The 16,821-nt window shown below is 42.9% G+C and carries 13 protein-coding genes; 2 read left to right on the top strand and 11 right to left on the bottom strand.

Features of this window, described 5'->3' with window-relative positions:
• Position 1: 1 nt before the first annotated feature.
• From DMB45_RS06855 to DMB45_RS06800, 11 genes are all read right to left on the bottom strand, one after another.
• Complete coding sequence (locus DMB45_RS06855) at positions 2 to 1,237, bottom strand: O-antigen ligase family protein (protein WP_110688594.1); 1,236 nt, start codon at positions 1,235 to 1,237, stop codon at positions 2 to 4.
• 343 nt (positions 1,238 to 1,580) lie between these two features.
• On the bottom strand, positions 1,581 to 2,102 hold the full coding sequence (locus DMB45_RS06850; RefSeq protein WP_041504674.1) for a hypothetical protein: 522 nt from the start codon (positions 2,100 to 2,102) through the stop codon (positions 1,581 to 1,583).
• Between the two features lie 93 nt (positions 2,103 to 2,195).
• The gene (locus DMB45_RS06845) at positions 2,196 to 2,675 is read right to left on the bottom strand and encodes a winged helix-turn-helix domain-containing protein (protein ID WP_041502906.1); all 480 of its coding nucleotides are present in this window, start codon (positions 2,673 to 2,675) and stop codon (positions 2,196 to 2,198) included.
• 63 nt (positions 2,676 to 2,738) lie between these two features.
• The gene (locus tag DMB45_RS06840; protein ID WP_041504673.1) at positions 2,739 to 4,244 is read right to left on the bottom strand and encodes a sugar transferase; all 1,506 of its coding nucleotides are present in this window, start codon (positions 4,242 to 4,244) and stop codon (positions 2,739 to 2,741) included.
• A 50-nt stretch (positions 4,245 to 4,294) separates the two neighbouring features.
• Entirely contained in the window at positions 4,295 to 5,584 is a 1,290-nt protein-coding gene (locus tag DMB45_RS06835) for a nucleotide sugar dehydrogenase (RefSeq protein ID WP_041502904.1), read from the bottom strand.
• A 20-nt stretch (positions 5,585 to 5,604) separates the two neighbouring features.
• The gene (locus DMB45_RS06830; RefSeq protein ID WP_041502903.1) at positions 5,605 to 6,570 is read right to left on the bottom strand and encodes a Gfo/Idh/MocA family protein; all 966 of its coding nucleotides are present in this window, start codon (positions 6,568 to 6,570) and stop codon (positions 5,605 to 5,607) included.
• Between the two features lie 22 nt (positions 6,571 to 6,592).
• Positions 6,593 to 7,117 carry a UpxY family transcription antiterminator gene (locus tag DMB45_RS06825; RefSeq protein WP_041502969.1) on the bottom strand — a complete coding sequence of 175 codons (525 nt, stop codon included), beginning with the start codon at positions 7,115 to 7,117 and terminating at the stop codon, positions 6,593 to 6,595.
• Positions 7,118 to 7,308: 191 nt separating this feature from the next.
• Positions 7,309 to 8,436 carry a DegT/DnrJ/EryC1/StrS family aminotransferase gene (locus DMB45_RS06820; RefSeq protein WP_041502902.1) on the bottom strand — a complete coding sequence of 376 codons (1,128 nt, stop codon included), beginning with the start codon at positions 8,434 to 8,436 and terminating at the stop codon, positions 7,309 to 7,311.
• 1,350 nt (positions 8,437 to 9,786) lie between these two features.
• Positions 9,787 to 11,493 carry an acyl-CoA dehydrogenase family protein gene (locus tag DMB45_RS06810; protein WP_041502900.1) on the bottom strand — a complete coding sequence of 569 codons (1,707 nt, stop codon included), beginning with the start codon at positions 11,491 to 11,493 and terminating at the stop codon, positions 9,787 to 9,789.
• 92 nt (positions 11,494 to 11,585) lie between these two features.
• The gene (locus tag DMB45_RS06805) at positions 11,586 to 12,605 is read right to left on the bottom strand and encodes an electron transfer flavoprotein subunit alpha/FixB family protein (protein ID WP_041502899.1); all 1,020 of its coding nucleotides are present in this window, start codon (positions 12,603 to 12,605) and stop codon (positions 11,586 to 11,588) included.
• Between the two features lie 31 nt (positions 12,606 to 12,636).
• Positions 12,637 to 13,509, bottom strand: coding sequence for an electron transfer flavoprotein subunit beta/FixA family protein (locus DMB45_RS06800; RefSeq protein WP_041502898.1), 873 nt, complete (start codon positions 13,507 to 13,509; stop codon positions 12,637 to 12,639).
• 381 nt (positions 13,510 to 13,890) lie between these two features.
• On the opposite strand from DMB45_RS06800, the gene lpdA reads away from it, so the two are divergent.
• Together lpdA and DMB45_RS06790 are read left to right on the top strand one after the other, a co-directional pair.
• Positions 13,891 to 15,282 carry a dihydrolipoyl dehydrogenase gene (lpdA, locus tag DMB45_RS06795; protein WP_041502897.1) on the top strand — a complete coding sequence of 464 codons (1,392 nt, stop codon included), beginning with the start codon at positions 13,891 to 13,893 and terminating at the stop codon, positions 15,280 to 15,282.
• A 126-nt stretch (positions 15,283 to 15,408) separates the two neighbouring features.
• On the top strand, positions 15,409 to 16,788 hold the full coding sequence (locus DMB45_RS06790) for a C1 family peptidase (protein ID WP_041502896.1): 1,380 nt from the start codon (positions 15,409 to 15,411) through the stop codon (positions 16,786 to 16,788).
• The last annotated feature ends 33 nt before the right edge of the window (positions 16,789 to 16,821 follow it).

Below are 16,821 nucleotides of genomic sequence, written 5' to 3'. Positions count from 1 at the left end.
ATTACACGGTTTTTCGAATATGTTTTAAATCCAACGGATGAATTTTTACAAAGCACAACAACAAACCCAGTAAGACAATGTTTCCCGTCAGATCACCGCTAATCATCGACCTCATAAAAAATACGGTAAATAAAAGAAATAAATAGGCATTGTTAAGTGTTCTGAATCTAACCATATTAATTTTTCGCCTACTTACCCAAAATGCCCCCAAACACATCAAAATTACCATAAAACCAACCATGCCTAATTCACATAAGATCTCTAAAAATAAATTATGCGGATAATTTTTATTTGCATAATCCGGATATCCACCAAAGCCGACTCCAAATACGGGATCAATAGCCAAAACCCTGAAGGGTGTCACAAAATCTCTGTTCAGACGAGCCTCCACAGTATTCCGTTGAGATAAAGTTTTTTCCAAATATTCGGAGCCGAACCACGATACAACGGAGACCACAATATAAAAGATTACGAGTAACGTGAATAAATTTCTAAATGAGATAATTCTTCTCTTATTCAAAAATAACCTCAAAGCAAAAATTACAATTAAAACACCTAAAGCCTGACGAACTCCGGACATTAAAATCAAACCGAATGAGAGTAAAAAAAAGACAATAGAGAGACCTATTTGCTTTTTTCCAAGAATATTTTTATCCGACATCCAAAATGTTAAAGCTCCAAGTGGTAAATAAGCTAACGTATGGGTATTTAATATATTCCCACCTGTAAAAGTCGTTCCCATTTTAATTGCAGAGTTTCTAAAAAAAGAAATATCCCCCAAATAAGCGGGTCTTACACCATATAATTGGTAGCTTTGAGAGAGATAAAATAATGCCAATATAATAAACAAAATCGCTAAGTTTCTATTGGAAATCCGGTAGGTTTGCACATAAATTAAAAAAGCGACTAACCAAACATATCCCCTTACAAATAACTTCAATATTTTTTCTTTTGCATACTCGTTCTGGGGACCTAATAAAAACATAATTGTAAAATACAGAATGAGAATAGAAAAAAAAAGAAAAGAACGTTTATTAAAGACCAGTATTTTCAATATCTCTTTTCTTAAAATAAACATCCCAACCAACAAAGGAATTATCGTAAAAATAAGTACTAATTCCTTCGATGCAAATAATCTTCCCCAAAGACTGGAACCTAAAAAAAGTAAGAATATTCCCAATTCAATCCTACGGCACATTGCAAGTCTCGTAATCAAAAGAAATATCCAAAAATACATGTTTACAATACCGACATATATACCAAGAATTCCTAACAATGATATATAACAAAATATAAGGTCGAGCCTATATCTATTCTGTTCGATTCTTTTTATCATCAACACATTTCTAATATTAATACTTCTATCATTAATAGTATATACAATAATCTCTTAATAAACCGATAAAGCCTGCCCCACCGGTTACCACTATTTTCAAAGTATGCATCTTCTAATTGTAAATTTTAAATTGTAGATCTGATAAATTCTGTGATTCAATGATTTAGCAATTCCGTGATTTTGTGATTCAAATCTCCTAATCATTATATCTCCCAATCACTTAATCCTTTAATCTCTTAATTTCTCAATTGATCTTTAGATATCTTTTTACCGCTTTCCCTACATGTCTAAACGTATCCGGAAGCAGATTCATTATACCTCCCATAGCCCGGTAGGCATCGGAAAGCAATTGTATATCGGCATTGTTCTCTAACTGGTACTGGAGTTTCCGCATCTTATCGGAAACGCGTTGCCTGGCTTTCCTGAGTTTTCGAATGACGGCCCGCCGTTGCATGACGCTATCCCGGCTTGTCCCTTTTATCTCGTCCCACTCCCGGCACGACTCTAAAAAGTCTTCGACCATCTTGTACAAGGGTTTACCGGACAGCACCCCGCTCGGAACCTCGGTCAAAGCATTGATAAAATATTCCAAGGAAAGACGAATCTCCCCAAAGCACTCGGCATCCGCCCCGACGGATTCCAATTCCACCAAGTCATCCAATAGAGCGGTCAACATCTTTGTCCGGTAGTAATTGACTTTCCACAGCGGAGTCCCGCGACTACCATCTACCGGACAAGAGCGGTTCGTATTTTCAACTTTATTCATTACTAAACGCAAATAGATATCCTCTTATCCAAGAATAGAAGAGGAACGATAAGTTATATCCGAAAAAATATTTAAATTACGGTATAGCTGTTTTTATTCCGTTTCTTTATTGATCTCCCAATGACCTCCTTTATCCGGTCCTACCCTCAAAATTATTCCATTCTTCCTTAGTTGTTGTAGATTCCATTCGACTCCACGACGCGATAGTCCTGTTATTTTTGCTAATTCACTTTGTGTTATAAAAGGATTAACCTTTATCGCTCCTACTATTTTCTCCACAGAATCTTTTAATCCGCTATCTTCGATTTCGGCCGTTGATATTTTTTGTCTTTCATAGCTTAATTCCGAAAAGCAGCCGTTTCCCATCACGTAAAAATCATACTTCATCGTAGGGTAGGGCACGATAGCTTCCCGGATACGGGTAAATCCACTGCCATACTTTTCAATATCATTAGTCAGGTAAAAAGCCTCTGCAATTAGTTTAGGTATGTAGGTGCCTGTTTTAAATACAAAGTCAATAACACATCGCCATTTTAATATAAAATTAGAATATACAATAAATACAAGTAGCAAAGTTTTAAATACAATTAAAATTTTTCGCAGAATTCCATAAAGTTTTAAGTATACTTAAAACTTTTAGGCCGAACGTTTCCGTTTGATCAGGATGTTGTTCCAGATTTTCCAAAAATAGTTCCAGTCCGTCAAAAAGGGGTGTTGCAAATAGGCTTCCAAATAACGGCGTTCACTGGCCTCTATCTCTTCCAAATTTTTAGGCATATCCGCGTAAAAAGGAGGCAAAAGTCCCGGTTTGGTACGGATACGCAATTGCTGCAACTCCGGGGAGTAAAGACCGTAATAATGCTGGCTCAACGGACGTACCCCGATCAGCTTCATGTCGCCTTTCAAAATATTGATCAGCATCGGCAATTCATCCAACCAACATTTACGCATAAACCGGCCGAAAACGGAAATCCGGTAATCATCCGCAAATTTTCCGCCTTCCTGTAAACGGTTATGCTGATAGATATAAGGTTGCAGGTATTCGGCATAGGCATGCATAGTCCGGAACTTGTATACCCCGATCAATTTTCCGTCTTTTCCCACCCGTCTCAACCTCACCAAAGGCCCGTAACTGGGTGAAGGATCATCGAAAGGCGGTTTTGTTTTGACCGCAATCACGTAAAGCAGACCGTGAATATACTCTTCCTGTTTTACCTCGAAACCGCAACAATACAACCGTCCTAATATCTCCGGACGGGGAAATACCCGATAACGACCTCCCGTGAGAGTAAAATAGATTTTTTTAAGACAAGGTAGTTTCGGACAAATCCGGTTCCAAGCATAATCCGTCGTATAGATCAAATAGTTTAATCCCCAGGGATAGATACCTAATATTTGAGATTTGCGTATTTCACTCGTCTGACAACAACAAACGAAAACATCTCCTACATTCAGTAATTTATTTACATGAATAAAAAACTTATTCACCCGACGAATCTTATTCACCCGGGACAGGTTCACGAACATATCGAAACAACCGCGGGAATACCCCTCCAACTCCTCCCGCTCTTTAATAGCCATTAATTTCGTTTCCCGGGCAAAACGAGCCTCGTAAGTATTCCTCCACCTCACGGGATTACTCATGGGATGACACCGAAGCAATTCCAACAATTTTTTTAAATCGGGACTTTGTTCTCCCGTTAACATCCGGGCCGCATATTTTGCCGACAACCGATGATAACGTTTTATTGCCTCATCTTCCTGTTGGAAAGGAATTTTGCGCATGACCAACAGCCGGACGACAAGATAAAAACAACACTCCAAAAGGATTAATGATCCGACAGCTATGACATAATTTCCGCCACCGTAAAAAGTCAGCTCTAAAATCTCATACAACGCATAAAGCAGGACAGCAGACAATACGTCGACCAATCCGATCGTAATAAAAGCATAGCGAATCCGTTGAAATTCAGTGAAATTAAGTTTCCGCGAAATCACGCCCAACAATACCCAGAGGCATGCGGCACTTCCCGATATCCACCATCCGGGAAATCTTCCTATCCAACCGGAGCCCCCGAATACCAGGACCACCAGTAAAAGATCGAAAAGGATTAATATTCCCCACTTCCGGGTCGTTTTCATGCTACTATTCAGAGATAAATAAACCGTAAATTTTTCTTCTATACCTGTTCTTACAAACTCCAGTATTTCAACGAATGTATTTTCTCCCGCAAAATTCCTTTAATATCTACTAAAAGAGCGTTCTCATAAGTCAACGACTTAAAATAGGTCTCGTCCAACATTTCATATTCTTTATGGGAGACTGCCACAACGACCGCATCGTAATTATCGCGGGGTTTTTCCACCAATTTAAAACCATATTCCTCCTGCACGGCTTCCGAATCGGCATGAGGGTCGACAACATCCACATCCACACCGAAATCCCGTAACTCCCGAATGATATCGGCCACTTTCGAATTACGAATATCCGAAACATCCTCTTTGAAGGTTACCCCCATAACCAAAACCCGGGCTCCCAATACACTTTTACCCATGGCAATCAATTTCTTTACCATCTTCTTGGCGATATAGGCACCCATCGAGTCGTTGATAAAACGCCCCGCGTTTATGATCTGGGGATGGTATTTCAGCTCTTTCGCCTTATGTACCAAGTAATAAGGATCGACCCCGATACAATGTCCCCCGACTAATCCGGGATAAAACTTCAGAAAATTCCACTTCGTCCCAGCGGCTTCCAACACATCGAAGGTATTGATGCCGATCCGGGAAAAGATAATAGACAATTCATTCATCAAAGCGATGTTGACATCCCGCTGGGTATTTTCGATTATCTTCGCCGCTTCCGCCACCTTAATACAGGGAGCGGGATGAACACCCGGTTCCACCACCAATTCGTATACCTTGGCAATCGTCTCCAAAGCCTCGGCATCGCACCCCGAAACGATTTTTATCGTATTACTCAGTATATGTTTCGAATCCCCCGGATTAATCCGCTCGGGGGAGTAACCGATTTTAAAGTCCCGACCTACTTTCAGGCCGGAAATCTCTTCCAACAAAGGCAAACAATCCTCCTCCGTGCATCCGGGGTAAACGGTGGATTCGAAAACCACGTAATCACCCTTTTTCAAGACTTTCGCCACCGTCCGGGTAGCCGCCAACAAGGGCTTTAAATCCGGCTGATTGTACTCGTCTATGGGGGTTGGAACCGCCACAATAAAAAAAGAGGCAGCCCGTAATTGATCCACGGAAGAGGTGAATTCGATATCGCTATGATCGAACGCCTCAGGCGGCAACTCTTCGGAAGGATCGATCCTATTCCGCATTTTCTCCAGACGATCCTCTTTGATATCAAAACCGACCACGGAGATCTTTTTGGCAAACGCCAAGGCAATGGGCAACCCCACATACCCCAAACCCACCAAGGCTAACTTCGCTTTCTTAGAAACCAATCGAGTATACATAAGCGTATTATTTATTAAAATTACCAACCAAAGGGATGTTCCTCCAATACCAATTCAGCCAAAGGGTGATAATCCCCGCAAAGTCCGATAGGTTTCGCGTGACGGATATCGTGCACGATTTGAATGGAGGTACGGGCATCTTCCAAACCGTATCCTTCGCCGGCAAGAATATGCCGGTAGCTCTCCGTGTGCAGATCGGTAAAACCGTCGCTGAACTCCATTTCCTCTCCCTCTACGCGAAACGAACGAAATGTTCTTTTCCCCGCTTCCTTTACTTCCGGCGGAAGAGTATCGTAATTAATGCTTAAAAAGTAACGGACATGAGCCCTGTCAAAACGCAATAACCCGGCCACCCGGTCATGACTGCTCACGTACACGATATTATCCCGGACGGGACCGAACACCCAAGAGAGCATATCGTAAAAATGAACCCCGATATTGGTGGCTACCCCACCGCTTTTCCGGCTATCACCTTTCCAACTCGTATAATACCAATTGCCCCGGGAGGTTATATAGGTAAGATCGACATCGTATATCTTCTCTTTCGGTCCCTCTTCTATTTTTTTCTTTAAAGCCAGAATCGCCGGATGATGCCTCAATTGCAAGATCGTGAATACCCGGTGTCCCGTTTCCTCTTCCACTTTTTGCAGGGCATCGATATTCCAGGGATTCAATACCAACGGTTTCTCGCAGATAACATCCACCCCCAAGCGTAAAGCGTAACGCACGTGAGCGTCATGCAGATAATTCGGCGTACAAACGGATATCACATCCACCTCCTTGTCCGTTCCTTTATTTTTCGAAAGGTGACGGTCGAAAAGCTCGAATTCCGTAAAGAACGACGCTTCCGGAAAATAGCTATCCATGATTCCCACGCTATCGAATACATCGTAAGCGGCTACCAATCGGTTTCCGGTCTCTTTTATGGCACGCAAATGCCGAGGGGCGATATAGCCTGCAGCCCCGATCAATGCAAAATTTTTCATTATACTTTATTAATATAAAATCTTAGTTTATTTTTTCCAGATAGGATCCCGGTATATAAGACGTCGCGATAGAAACTACTCCTTCCAACCGGATCACCACCCGCTTATGTCCCTTTACCCGGACCAACTCTCCCTCTAAACCGACAAATGGGCCTTTGATCACACGCACCTTATCCCCCCGCCGTAACTCCTTGTTCACGATCTCTATCACTTCATCCGAGAAATCGAGCAGAAACATAAAATCTTTCATCTGCTTATCGGGAATAATCAGCGAACGACGAGTCTCCCGATCCCTGATATAAACAATGTTAAGAGAGTAATCATTCAGCAACACAAAACTCGTACGCCGATCCGTCCGTAAAAAAATCAACCCTCGGACAAGAAGCTCACGAACCTTTTTCCGTCCCTCCGGTTCCTGTCGCACGACCTCCTGAAGGGGCAGATAATTCTCTACATTCAAGGCATCCAATTTCTTTTTTATACTCATCTCCTGATTCACCCTCGTGTAGGCCGCATACCAGTATTTTTCGTCGTCCCGTATTACCATATTAACCATAACGATATTACTCCTTACCCATCTATCTTCACGAACCCACCGGACACGCTTCGCGCACGAACCCTGTTCCGGCTTATTCTTCGTTAACCACGCGTCAATATTTTAGTTTCTTAAACAGAAACCAAATACCGAACTTTATACTTTCTTATCTGCACTTCAAATACGGTACATCACCTACCGTCTTATCCTTTAAAAAACGCTTCGATCCTCGCTATCACCCGATCCTGTTGTTCCCGCGTAAGTTCCGTGTGCATCGGCAACGAAAGAACGGAATCCGCTAATTTTTCCGACACCTCCAATGTCCCCGAAATTTTCGCTATCCCCGTGAAAGCCTTTTGCCGCTGCAAAGGAAGCGGGTAATAAATCATAGAAGGAATCTCCCCTTCCGCCAAAAACGCTTTCAGGCGATCCCGCTGCCCATCCTTCACTTTCAACGTGTATTGATGATAAACATGAGTGGAATAAGGCATCTCGCACGGCGGTACAATTCCCTTCACTTCTTTTAAACGAGAAGTGTAATACCGGGCTGCTTCCCGCCTGGCCCGGTTATATTCATCCATATGTTTTAATTTCACTTTCAATATCGCAGCCTGAATCGTATCCAAGCGAGAATTACATCCCAACATTTCGTGGTGGTATTTCACCAACTGACCGTGATTTGCAATACAACGAGCCCGTTCGGCCAATTCCTTATCCCGAATCATTAAGGCTCCTCCATCCCCGTAACAGCCTAAATTTTTGGAAGGGAAAAAAGAGGTACATCCGATATCTCCCATGGTTCCCGTCTTGAAAGAGTTTCCTGAAGAAAAAGTATAGACAGCTCCGATCGCCTGTGCATTATCCTCCACTACATACAAACCGTGCTCCCGGGCAAATGTCAAAATAGACTCCATATCACAACTCTGCCCGAAAAGATGTACCGGCACTATCGCTTTCGTTCGGGGAGACAAGGCTCGTTCCAATTCTTTTACCTCTATATTGAACGAAACAGGGTCGACATCGACCATAACCGGAATAAACCCTAATAAACCTATGACTTCCGCTGTTGCCACATACGTAAAAGCCGGTACGATCACCTCGTCTCCCTTTTCTAATTCCAAAGACATCAAAGCGATCTGTAACGCATCCGTACCGTTGGCACAAGGGATCACATACTCTGTTCCGATATAACGGGCAAGCTCTTCACTAAACTCCGTCACCTCCCGCCCGTTTATAAAAGCCGCACTATCCAATACCCCTCGTATCCCGGCATCTATCTCGTTTTTAATCTTGTTGTATTGACCCTTTAGGTCGACCATTTGCAACTTCATACGACATTCATTTTCCACGCCGATCAATTAAAACCCTGATATCTGCACGCAAAGTAATAGTATCAGAAAATGATCGTTTTTTAGTACATCCAATATTAAAATATTCTCATGATTTAACATTTTTAAACCACATTAAAACATCTGATAATGACCACTTATTTTATCGGTTAAATTTTACTGTTATTATTTATTTAGTTATATTTGCACTCGAATTAAACGATCATTTATTGATCGTTTTTTTATATGATTTTTTACTTTTCTCATGACTGAATTTTATAAATCTCCCTTCACGAAATACTTACTCAACACACTAATTACATGCGTATTAAACAATAAAGAATTAAAATAAAACAAATACATCAAGCTCAAAACCCATCTACGCGATCCTTTCGACCCGACAATCATTAAAGCAAGAATTATCCGGAAATGATCCATTAGATATATGGTTAAATTTAACTCTTCTATTAACATATTTTATATCAACAAATATATACATACAACAAGAAAATATATTTTATTATAAATACAATAGAACTATATATTTCATTATTGTACAAAACACGTAATATAAAACTATCCGGATGAAAAATGTTAATGAGCCGAAAATAACCCCGCTAATTGTAAGATTTAGTGATTAGAGGATTTAGTGATTGGGGACTAAGGGATTCTGGGATGGGGATTAAGGGAGAAAAACGGAGGGGCATAAATAGAGAACGGCGAGCGTCATGTTCGATTTACGGAACGGCCACCCGACGGTTTGTTTGAACGAAGTGAGTCCCGGAGGGTAGTGAACGAAAAGCGTTTACACGACCGACGGGAACGTCTCGGCCCCGGAGGAGTTATCCCTTCCAATTGTAGATTTACGATTTCGGATTTTAGATTTACGATTTAAAGAATCAAGGGATTCTGGGATGGGGATTAAGGGAGAAAAACGGAGGGGCATAAATAGAGAACGGCGAGCGTCGTGTTCGATTTACGGAACGGCCACCCGACGGTTTGTTTGAACGAAGTGAGTCCCGGAGGGTAGTGAACGAAAAGCGTTTACACGACCGACGGGAACGTCTCGGCCCCGGAGGAGTTATCCCTTCCAATTGTAGATTTACGATTTCGGATTTTAGATTTACGATTTAAAGAACCAAGGGATTCTGGGATTAAAGGATTCAGTAATTGAGTGATTGGGAATTAAGAGATTAAAAAGATTTACGATTTGAAGAGGGTAAGATCAGAATCTTAATCATAAGTCATAAGTCATAAATCTTAAATCAAAAATTAATTTGCAATTTAAAATTTGCAATAAAAAAATCGTCTGCCTTTAAAAACAGACGATTTTTATATCCGAGAGGGATTGTATTATTTTTTATACATCCCCATATCTTTCAGTTCGAAATTATTGATAAAAGCTGCATATCCGGCAACTTTAGCCTGTCCGTACTTCACGAATACTTCCGTAGATTTATAGAAGCGTGCGTCTCTCTGCGAATCCAACAACAACAAGTATCCGATGATCACATACCCGGCCATCTCTACCAAACGGCGCGCATGAAAATCAACATATTCGGGATCTCCTACTGCCGTCACATTCGCTACAGCAGCCTCAAAAGCAGCCGTCATACCCTTCAATATCTCACGAATATACTCCTGCTCCGGACATATAGGCGCCTTTTCATACTCATCGCGAATATACTTGGCATATTGTCCGGTAGTCACCCCGCGTATAGCCGCCACAACCTGCAACTGAGATGTACCTTCGTATATATTGGTAATACGGGCATCACGAACCAAACGTTGAATAGGGTAATCCTTCATATAACCCGATCCCCCGTGAATCTGCAAAGCATCGTAAGCGATCTCGTTAGCGTATTCACTCGAAAACAATTTCAACATGGGAGTATAGATATCGGCCAATTTCTGGTATTTCTTCATCTCTTCCCGTTCGGCCTTATCCAAGGTACGTTCATTGGAAATATGGGTATAAGCCTTATACATATCCACGAAACGGCTGGTTTCGTACAGGATGGCACGGGCACCTTGAAGTTTGGCTTCCATATTGGTCAACATTTCGTACACCGCGGGAAAATCAATAATGGCTTTACCGAACTGACGTCTCTCCCGAGCATATTTCAACCCCTCGCGATAAGCAGCTTCCGCTATACCTACCGATTGAGCGCCTACTCCCAAACGTGCGCCGTTCATCAGCGACATAACGTACTTGATCAATCCCAATTTGCGTTCTCCGACCAATTCCGCCGGGGCATCCTTAAATACCAATTCACAAGTAGGCGAACCTTTGATACCCAACTTATTTTCGATACGGCGAACGGTCATACCTCCATTGGCCTTATCATATATAAACATGGAAAGCCCGCGGCCATCATGCGTTCCCTCTTCCGAGCGAGCCAACACCAGAGCAATTTGAGCATCCCCGTTCGTGATAAAACGCTTCACCCCGTTCAGATACCATTTTCCGCTCTTTTCGCAATAAGTAGCCTTTAACTGTACCGCCTGCAAATCCGATCCGGCATCCGGCTCCGTCAAATCCATCGCGTAAGTTTCTCCTTTAGCCCCGCGCGGCAGGTAATGTTTTTTCTGTTCCTCGCTTGCAAACTCATGGATCGTTTCGGCGCAATCCTGCAAGCCCCAAATATTTCCGAAACCGGCATCTGCACGAGAAACCAACTCTGCCGCCATCACATAGGGAACAATCGGGAAATTCAATCCGTCATACTCTCTCGGTAAAGACATATTATACAAACCCGCTTGAGTCAACACATCGTGATTCTGTTGAGTTCCAGCCGCATATTTCACTCTCCCGTTAATCACCTCCGGTCCTTCGGCGTCTACCCCTTCTGCATTTTCAGCTAACACGTCGCCGCAAATCTCCCCCAAAATCTCCAACACTTTATCGTAATTGTCCAACGCATCTTCAAAATCTCTCGGAGCAGTATCACATTTTCCGGCATCCGCAAAATTACGCTCTTTCAACGCAACAATTTTTTTCATGAGAGGATGTTCCAGATGGAACTTCAAATCCTCGTTATCTATATAGAAATTCGCCATAACACTTTTAAAATTTTAAATTTTAGATTGTAAATTGAAAATTACTGATTGTAAATTCAGATGAAAACATTCAATTCGCAATTTACAATTACCTATTTGCTGTTCTTCTTGTAATACTGAATCATCTTCGGAATTACAACGTTCAGGTCTCCCGTGATCACATAGTCCGCAAATTTATTGATCGGAGCATTCGAATCCGTATTAATGGCAATAACCATGGAGGACTCTTCCATTCCGGCCGTATGCTGTATCTGTCCGGAAATACCACAAGCTATATACAACTTAGGACGAACAGTCGTTCCGGTTTGACCGATCTGACGTTCATGTTCGCAAAAGCCCGCATCCACGGCCGCACGAGAAGCGCCTACTTCTCCTCCCAGCACGGAAGCCAGTTCATACAACAAATTAAAATTCTCTTTCGAACCAACACCATAGCCTCCGGCCACAATAATCGGAGCTCCCTTAATATTGACTTTGGATTTCTCCATCTGACGTTCAATCACCTTCACTACCAGATCCGTGTCATCGAGGAATTCATCCGCGTTCAACTTCTTAACCTCTCCTTTATAGGCGGCATCGACTACCTCCTTTTTCATCACGCCCTCGCGGACGGTAGCCATTTGCGGGCGACATTCCGGGTTGACGATCGTGGCAACGATATTACCACCAAAAGCCGGCCGAATCTGATACAGCAGGTTCTCGTATTTCTTGCCGCTCTTGGCATCCGAGTACTCCCCTATCTCCAAGCTGGTACAGTCAGCCGTCAATCCGCTATGCAGGAAAGAAGAGACACGAGGTCCCAAATCGCGCCCCACGCTGGTAGCTCCCATCAAAGCGATCTGCGGTTTTTCCTGCTCGAACAAACGCACCAACATCTTCGTGTGAGGCAACGTCGTGTAAGGAGCCAAACGAGTATCATCGCCAACCCATACCACATCTGCTCCGTAAGGAAATATCTGTTTCTCTATATCTTTTAACCCGTGTCCTAAAGCAATAGCTTCCAGCTTTACACCTAATTTATTGGCAAGAGTCCGTCCCTTCGTCAGCAACTCCAAGCTGACATCGGCAACCGTACTCTCCTCTATCTCGCAATATACAAATACACTATTCATATCTTAGATTTTAGATTTTCAATCTCTTCACTTATCCGATTGTATGGTTGGTAATCAATTCCTTCATCATCTCATCGATTTCTGCATCGCTTCCGGCCAGCACCTTAGCCTCTTTTGCCTGGAATACAACATTCTCGATAGTCTTCACCTTCGTCGGAGATCCGCTCAATCCCAAATCCTCCGCATTACTGGTAATATCATTAACGCTCCATTCCGTTAACTTCAAGTAAGGACGTTCGTTAACCAACGTGATATAATCCTCTCCGGCTTCCTGGGCCTCCTGAGTAGCTTTCGCGTATTTATATTTCATCACGAAACGAGCATTTCTCGGACGGCAAGGGGCAGCAGAACCGTTTACCGTAACCACGCAAGGCAGCGGACACTCGACCACCTCTATACCTCTTTCCAAACGACGTTTGATTGTCAATTTCCTGCCATCGCATTTTTGAATTTCCTCCGCATAAGTCACTTGCGGCAACTCTAATTTTTCCGCAACCTGAGGGCCGACCTGAGCCGTATCTCCATCGATAGCCTGACGACCGCAAATAATCAGATCGTACTCCAAATTGTGCAGAGCGCAAGACAGAGCATAAGAAGTAGCCAACGTATCCGAACCGGCAAAAGCCCGATCCGACAACAAATATCCACCATCAGCACCCCTGTACATCGCCTCGCGAATGATCTCCGCAGCGCGTCCCGGTCCCATGGTCAATACATGAACAGTAGTCCCCTCAATTGTATCTTTTAAACGTAAAGCCTGCTCCAAAGCATTCAAATCCTCCGGATTGAAGATGGCAGGTAAAGCTGCCCTGTTTACAGTTCCGTCTGCTTTCATCGCATCTTTTCCCACATTTCTCGTGTCGGGAACCTGCTTAGCAAGAACAACAATTTTTAGTCCTTTCATATAAATCCAATTTTATGTTTAAAGCGACATGAAATATCCTAATCATCTTTTTACCAATAAATTCATACCAATACTATTGACAGAATACTCCATATACAGTTGTATTAACACTATTTCTTTCAAGTGCGTAAAGATAGTATTTCAAGTTATAAATACAAAATTTTAACTCGTTCGCCTCCTATCCCCGTTACCAAAGAATAAAAACGGATACAAGAGCAGCGGACCCCTCTACCGAAACTTATTTTCCCTTTCCGTATTCATCTATTTTTTTGCATTTTTCAGAAAACGAAGTCGTTTATTTTCCGATTTTAAACTATTCCTCTAAATTTGTAGCGCAAATGATTGCGTCAAAAATTATTTACACTATAAACAAACTAAAATATGAAATACGACTTACTCGTAATAGGTAGCGGTCCCGGAGGATACGTGGCTGCCATTCGCGCTTCCCAACTGGGGATGAAAGTGGCCGTTGTCGAACGTGCCGAATTAGGTGGAATCTGTTTGAATTGGGGATGTATCCCGACCAAATCCTTGTTGAAATCGGCACAAGTATTGGAATACGCTCGCCATGCCGCCGATTACGGAATAAAGATCGAACAGGCCGAACCGGATTTTGAAGCCATCATCGCCAGAAGCCGGGGAGTTGCCGACAAAATGAGTAAAGGAATCCAATACCTATTCAAAAAGAATAACATTACCGTTATCGAGGGACACGGTAAACTGACTCCGGATAAAAAGGTAGAAGTAACTCCCCGCGAAGGAGAAAAAAGTATCGTGGAGGCAGACCACATCCTGTTAGCAACAGGAGCCCGCTCCCGTCAGCTTCCCAACATTCCGCAAGACGGCAAACGTATCATCGGTTACCGTCAGGCTTTGACTCTCGACCACAAACCGGCATCGATGATCGTCGTGGGATCCGGAGCGATCGGTTCCGAATTGGCCTTCTTCTACAACGCCATGGGCACCAAAGTAACGTTAGTAGAATTTTTACCTAACATTCTCCCGTTAGAAGACGAAGAGGTATCCAAACAAGTAGGACGTTCGTTTAAAAAAGCAGGTATTGAAGTTATGGTAAAATCTTCAGTAGAAAGCGTCGACACGACCGGCGAACTTTTAAAAGCGAACATCAAAAATAAAAAAGGCGAGATAGAGGTACACGAAGCAGAGATCGTACTCTCGGCTGTCGGCATCTCCCCTAACGTGGAAAATATCGGTTTGGAAGAACTCGGAATCGAAATGGATCGGGGAAAAATAAAAGTAGACGAATATTACCGTACGAATGTCGAAGGGATCTACGCCATCGGAGATATAGTCCCGGGCCCCGCCTTGGCTCACGTATCTTCAGCCGAAGCCATTTGCTGTGTCGAACACATAGCGGGAGTCCATACCGAACCCATCGATTATTCCAATATTCCCGGCTGTACCTACACGACACCGGAAGTTGCCTCGGTAGGATTGAACGAAGCCAAAGCCGTTGAAGCGGGGTATGAAATCAAAATCGGGAAATTCCCATTCAGCGCTTCAGGCAAGGCAAGTGCCGCCGGAGCCAATGAAGGATTCATCAAATTAATATTCAACGCTGCCGACAACACCCTGTTAGGAGCTCATATGGTAGGAACGAACGTAACCGAGATGATTGCCGAAATGGTACTGGCCCGGAAACTGAAAGCCTCCGGACACGACATTATTAAAACCATCCATCCTCATCCGACGATGAGCGAAGCCGTCATGGAGGCCGCTGCCGCTGCCTACGACGAGGTAATACATATATAGAATTGTAGATTAAAAGATTCTGAGATTAGAAGATTATAAGATTAAATGATTTGAATCACTAAATCACAGAATCACTAAATCACAGAATCTCTCTGGCTTAAAATTAAAACGATTAAAAATGATTTTATGAAGATAACACTATTAACAGGTGCTTTATTGATGATCGGAGCCTCATTATGCGCTCAGACGATCACGGAAAAAGAGTTAAAAGAAATTCAGGGAAGTTTCAAAAAAGATCCTTCCACGAAAGCCATTCAAAATATCTTGACAAACGACAAGAATATCCGGGATAATGCCCTTAACCGGGAACTTCAGGGCAAAATAGACCACTATTTCAAGTACCGGGTAGATGTCAAAGGGATCACCGATCAACACAGTTCCGGACGTTGCTGGATGTTTACCTCCATGAACGTATTACGTCCCGACATCATCAAGAAATATCACTTAAATGATTTTGACTTCTCTCATAACTACCTCTATTTCTGGGATATGTTTGAGAAATCCAACCTTTTTTTAGAGAATATCATTGCCACGGCAGGCAAACCGATGGACGACCGGGAAGTGACCTTCTTTTTCTCGGCACCCGTTAACGATGGTGGCGTATGGAATCTGTATTACAATTTAGGAGAAAAATACGGGGTCGTGCCCAAGTCCGTCATGCCCGAGACGGCTCATTCCGATAACACGGCAGCCATGGGGTCTCTTATCAATGAAAGACTTCGCAAAGGGGGCTATACCTTACGGGAAATGGCCGCTCAAGGCAAAAAAACGAAAGCCCTGGAAACAGAAAAAATCTCTATCTTAAAAGATATATATCGTATTCTGGCCCTTTGTCTCGGAGAACCTCCTACCCAATTTACCTGGCGGTACACGGATAAAGACGGGAACATCAAAGAACTGGCCAATTACACGCCGAAGCAGTTCTACGAGGAGATCACCCCGGAAGATTACGATCCGAAAAATTACATTATGATCATGAATGATCCGACTCGGGAATATTACAAACTCTACGAGATTAAAAACTACCGGAACACCGTCGAAGGAATCAACTGGGTATACCTGAATCTCCCGAACGAGGAGATTAAAAAAGCAGCCGTTGCTTCCATTAAAAACAACGAAGCCATGTACTCTTCCTGTGATGTGGGCAAGTTTCTCAACCGGGAAACAGGAATCATGGACCCGGATATGTACGACTACAACTCGTTGATGGGTGTTGACTTCAAAATGGACAAAAAAGCACGGATTCTAACCCGCCAAAGCGGTTCTTCTCACGCGATGACTTTAGTGGGAGTAGATACGGATGCCAACGACCAGCCGTTAAAATGGGAGTTTGAAAATAGCTGGGGACCCTCTACAGGACACAACGGTTACTTGACTTTCACGGACAAATGGTTCGACGAGTATATTTTCCGTATTGTTATCCATAAAAAATACTTAAGTGACAAAGCAATCAATAGCTTAGACCAGAAACCCACGCAATTGCCGGTTTGGGATTATATGTTCTGATAACAGTCCGATAAAGAAGATACAAATGCAGCC

The organism is Sanguibacteroides justesenii, from assembly GCF_003204205.1.
GTDB lineage: Bacteria > Bacteroidota > Bacteroidia > Bacteroidales > Marinifilaceae > Gabonibacter > Gabonibacter massiliensis.
The sequence above is the reverse complement of the archived record's forward strand: the minus strand, read 5'-3'. Positions and strand labels throughout refer to the sequence as shown.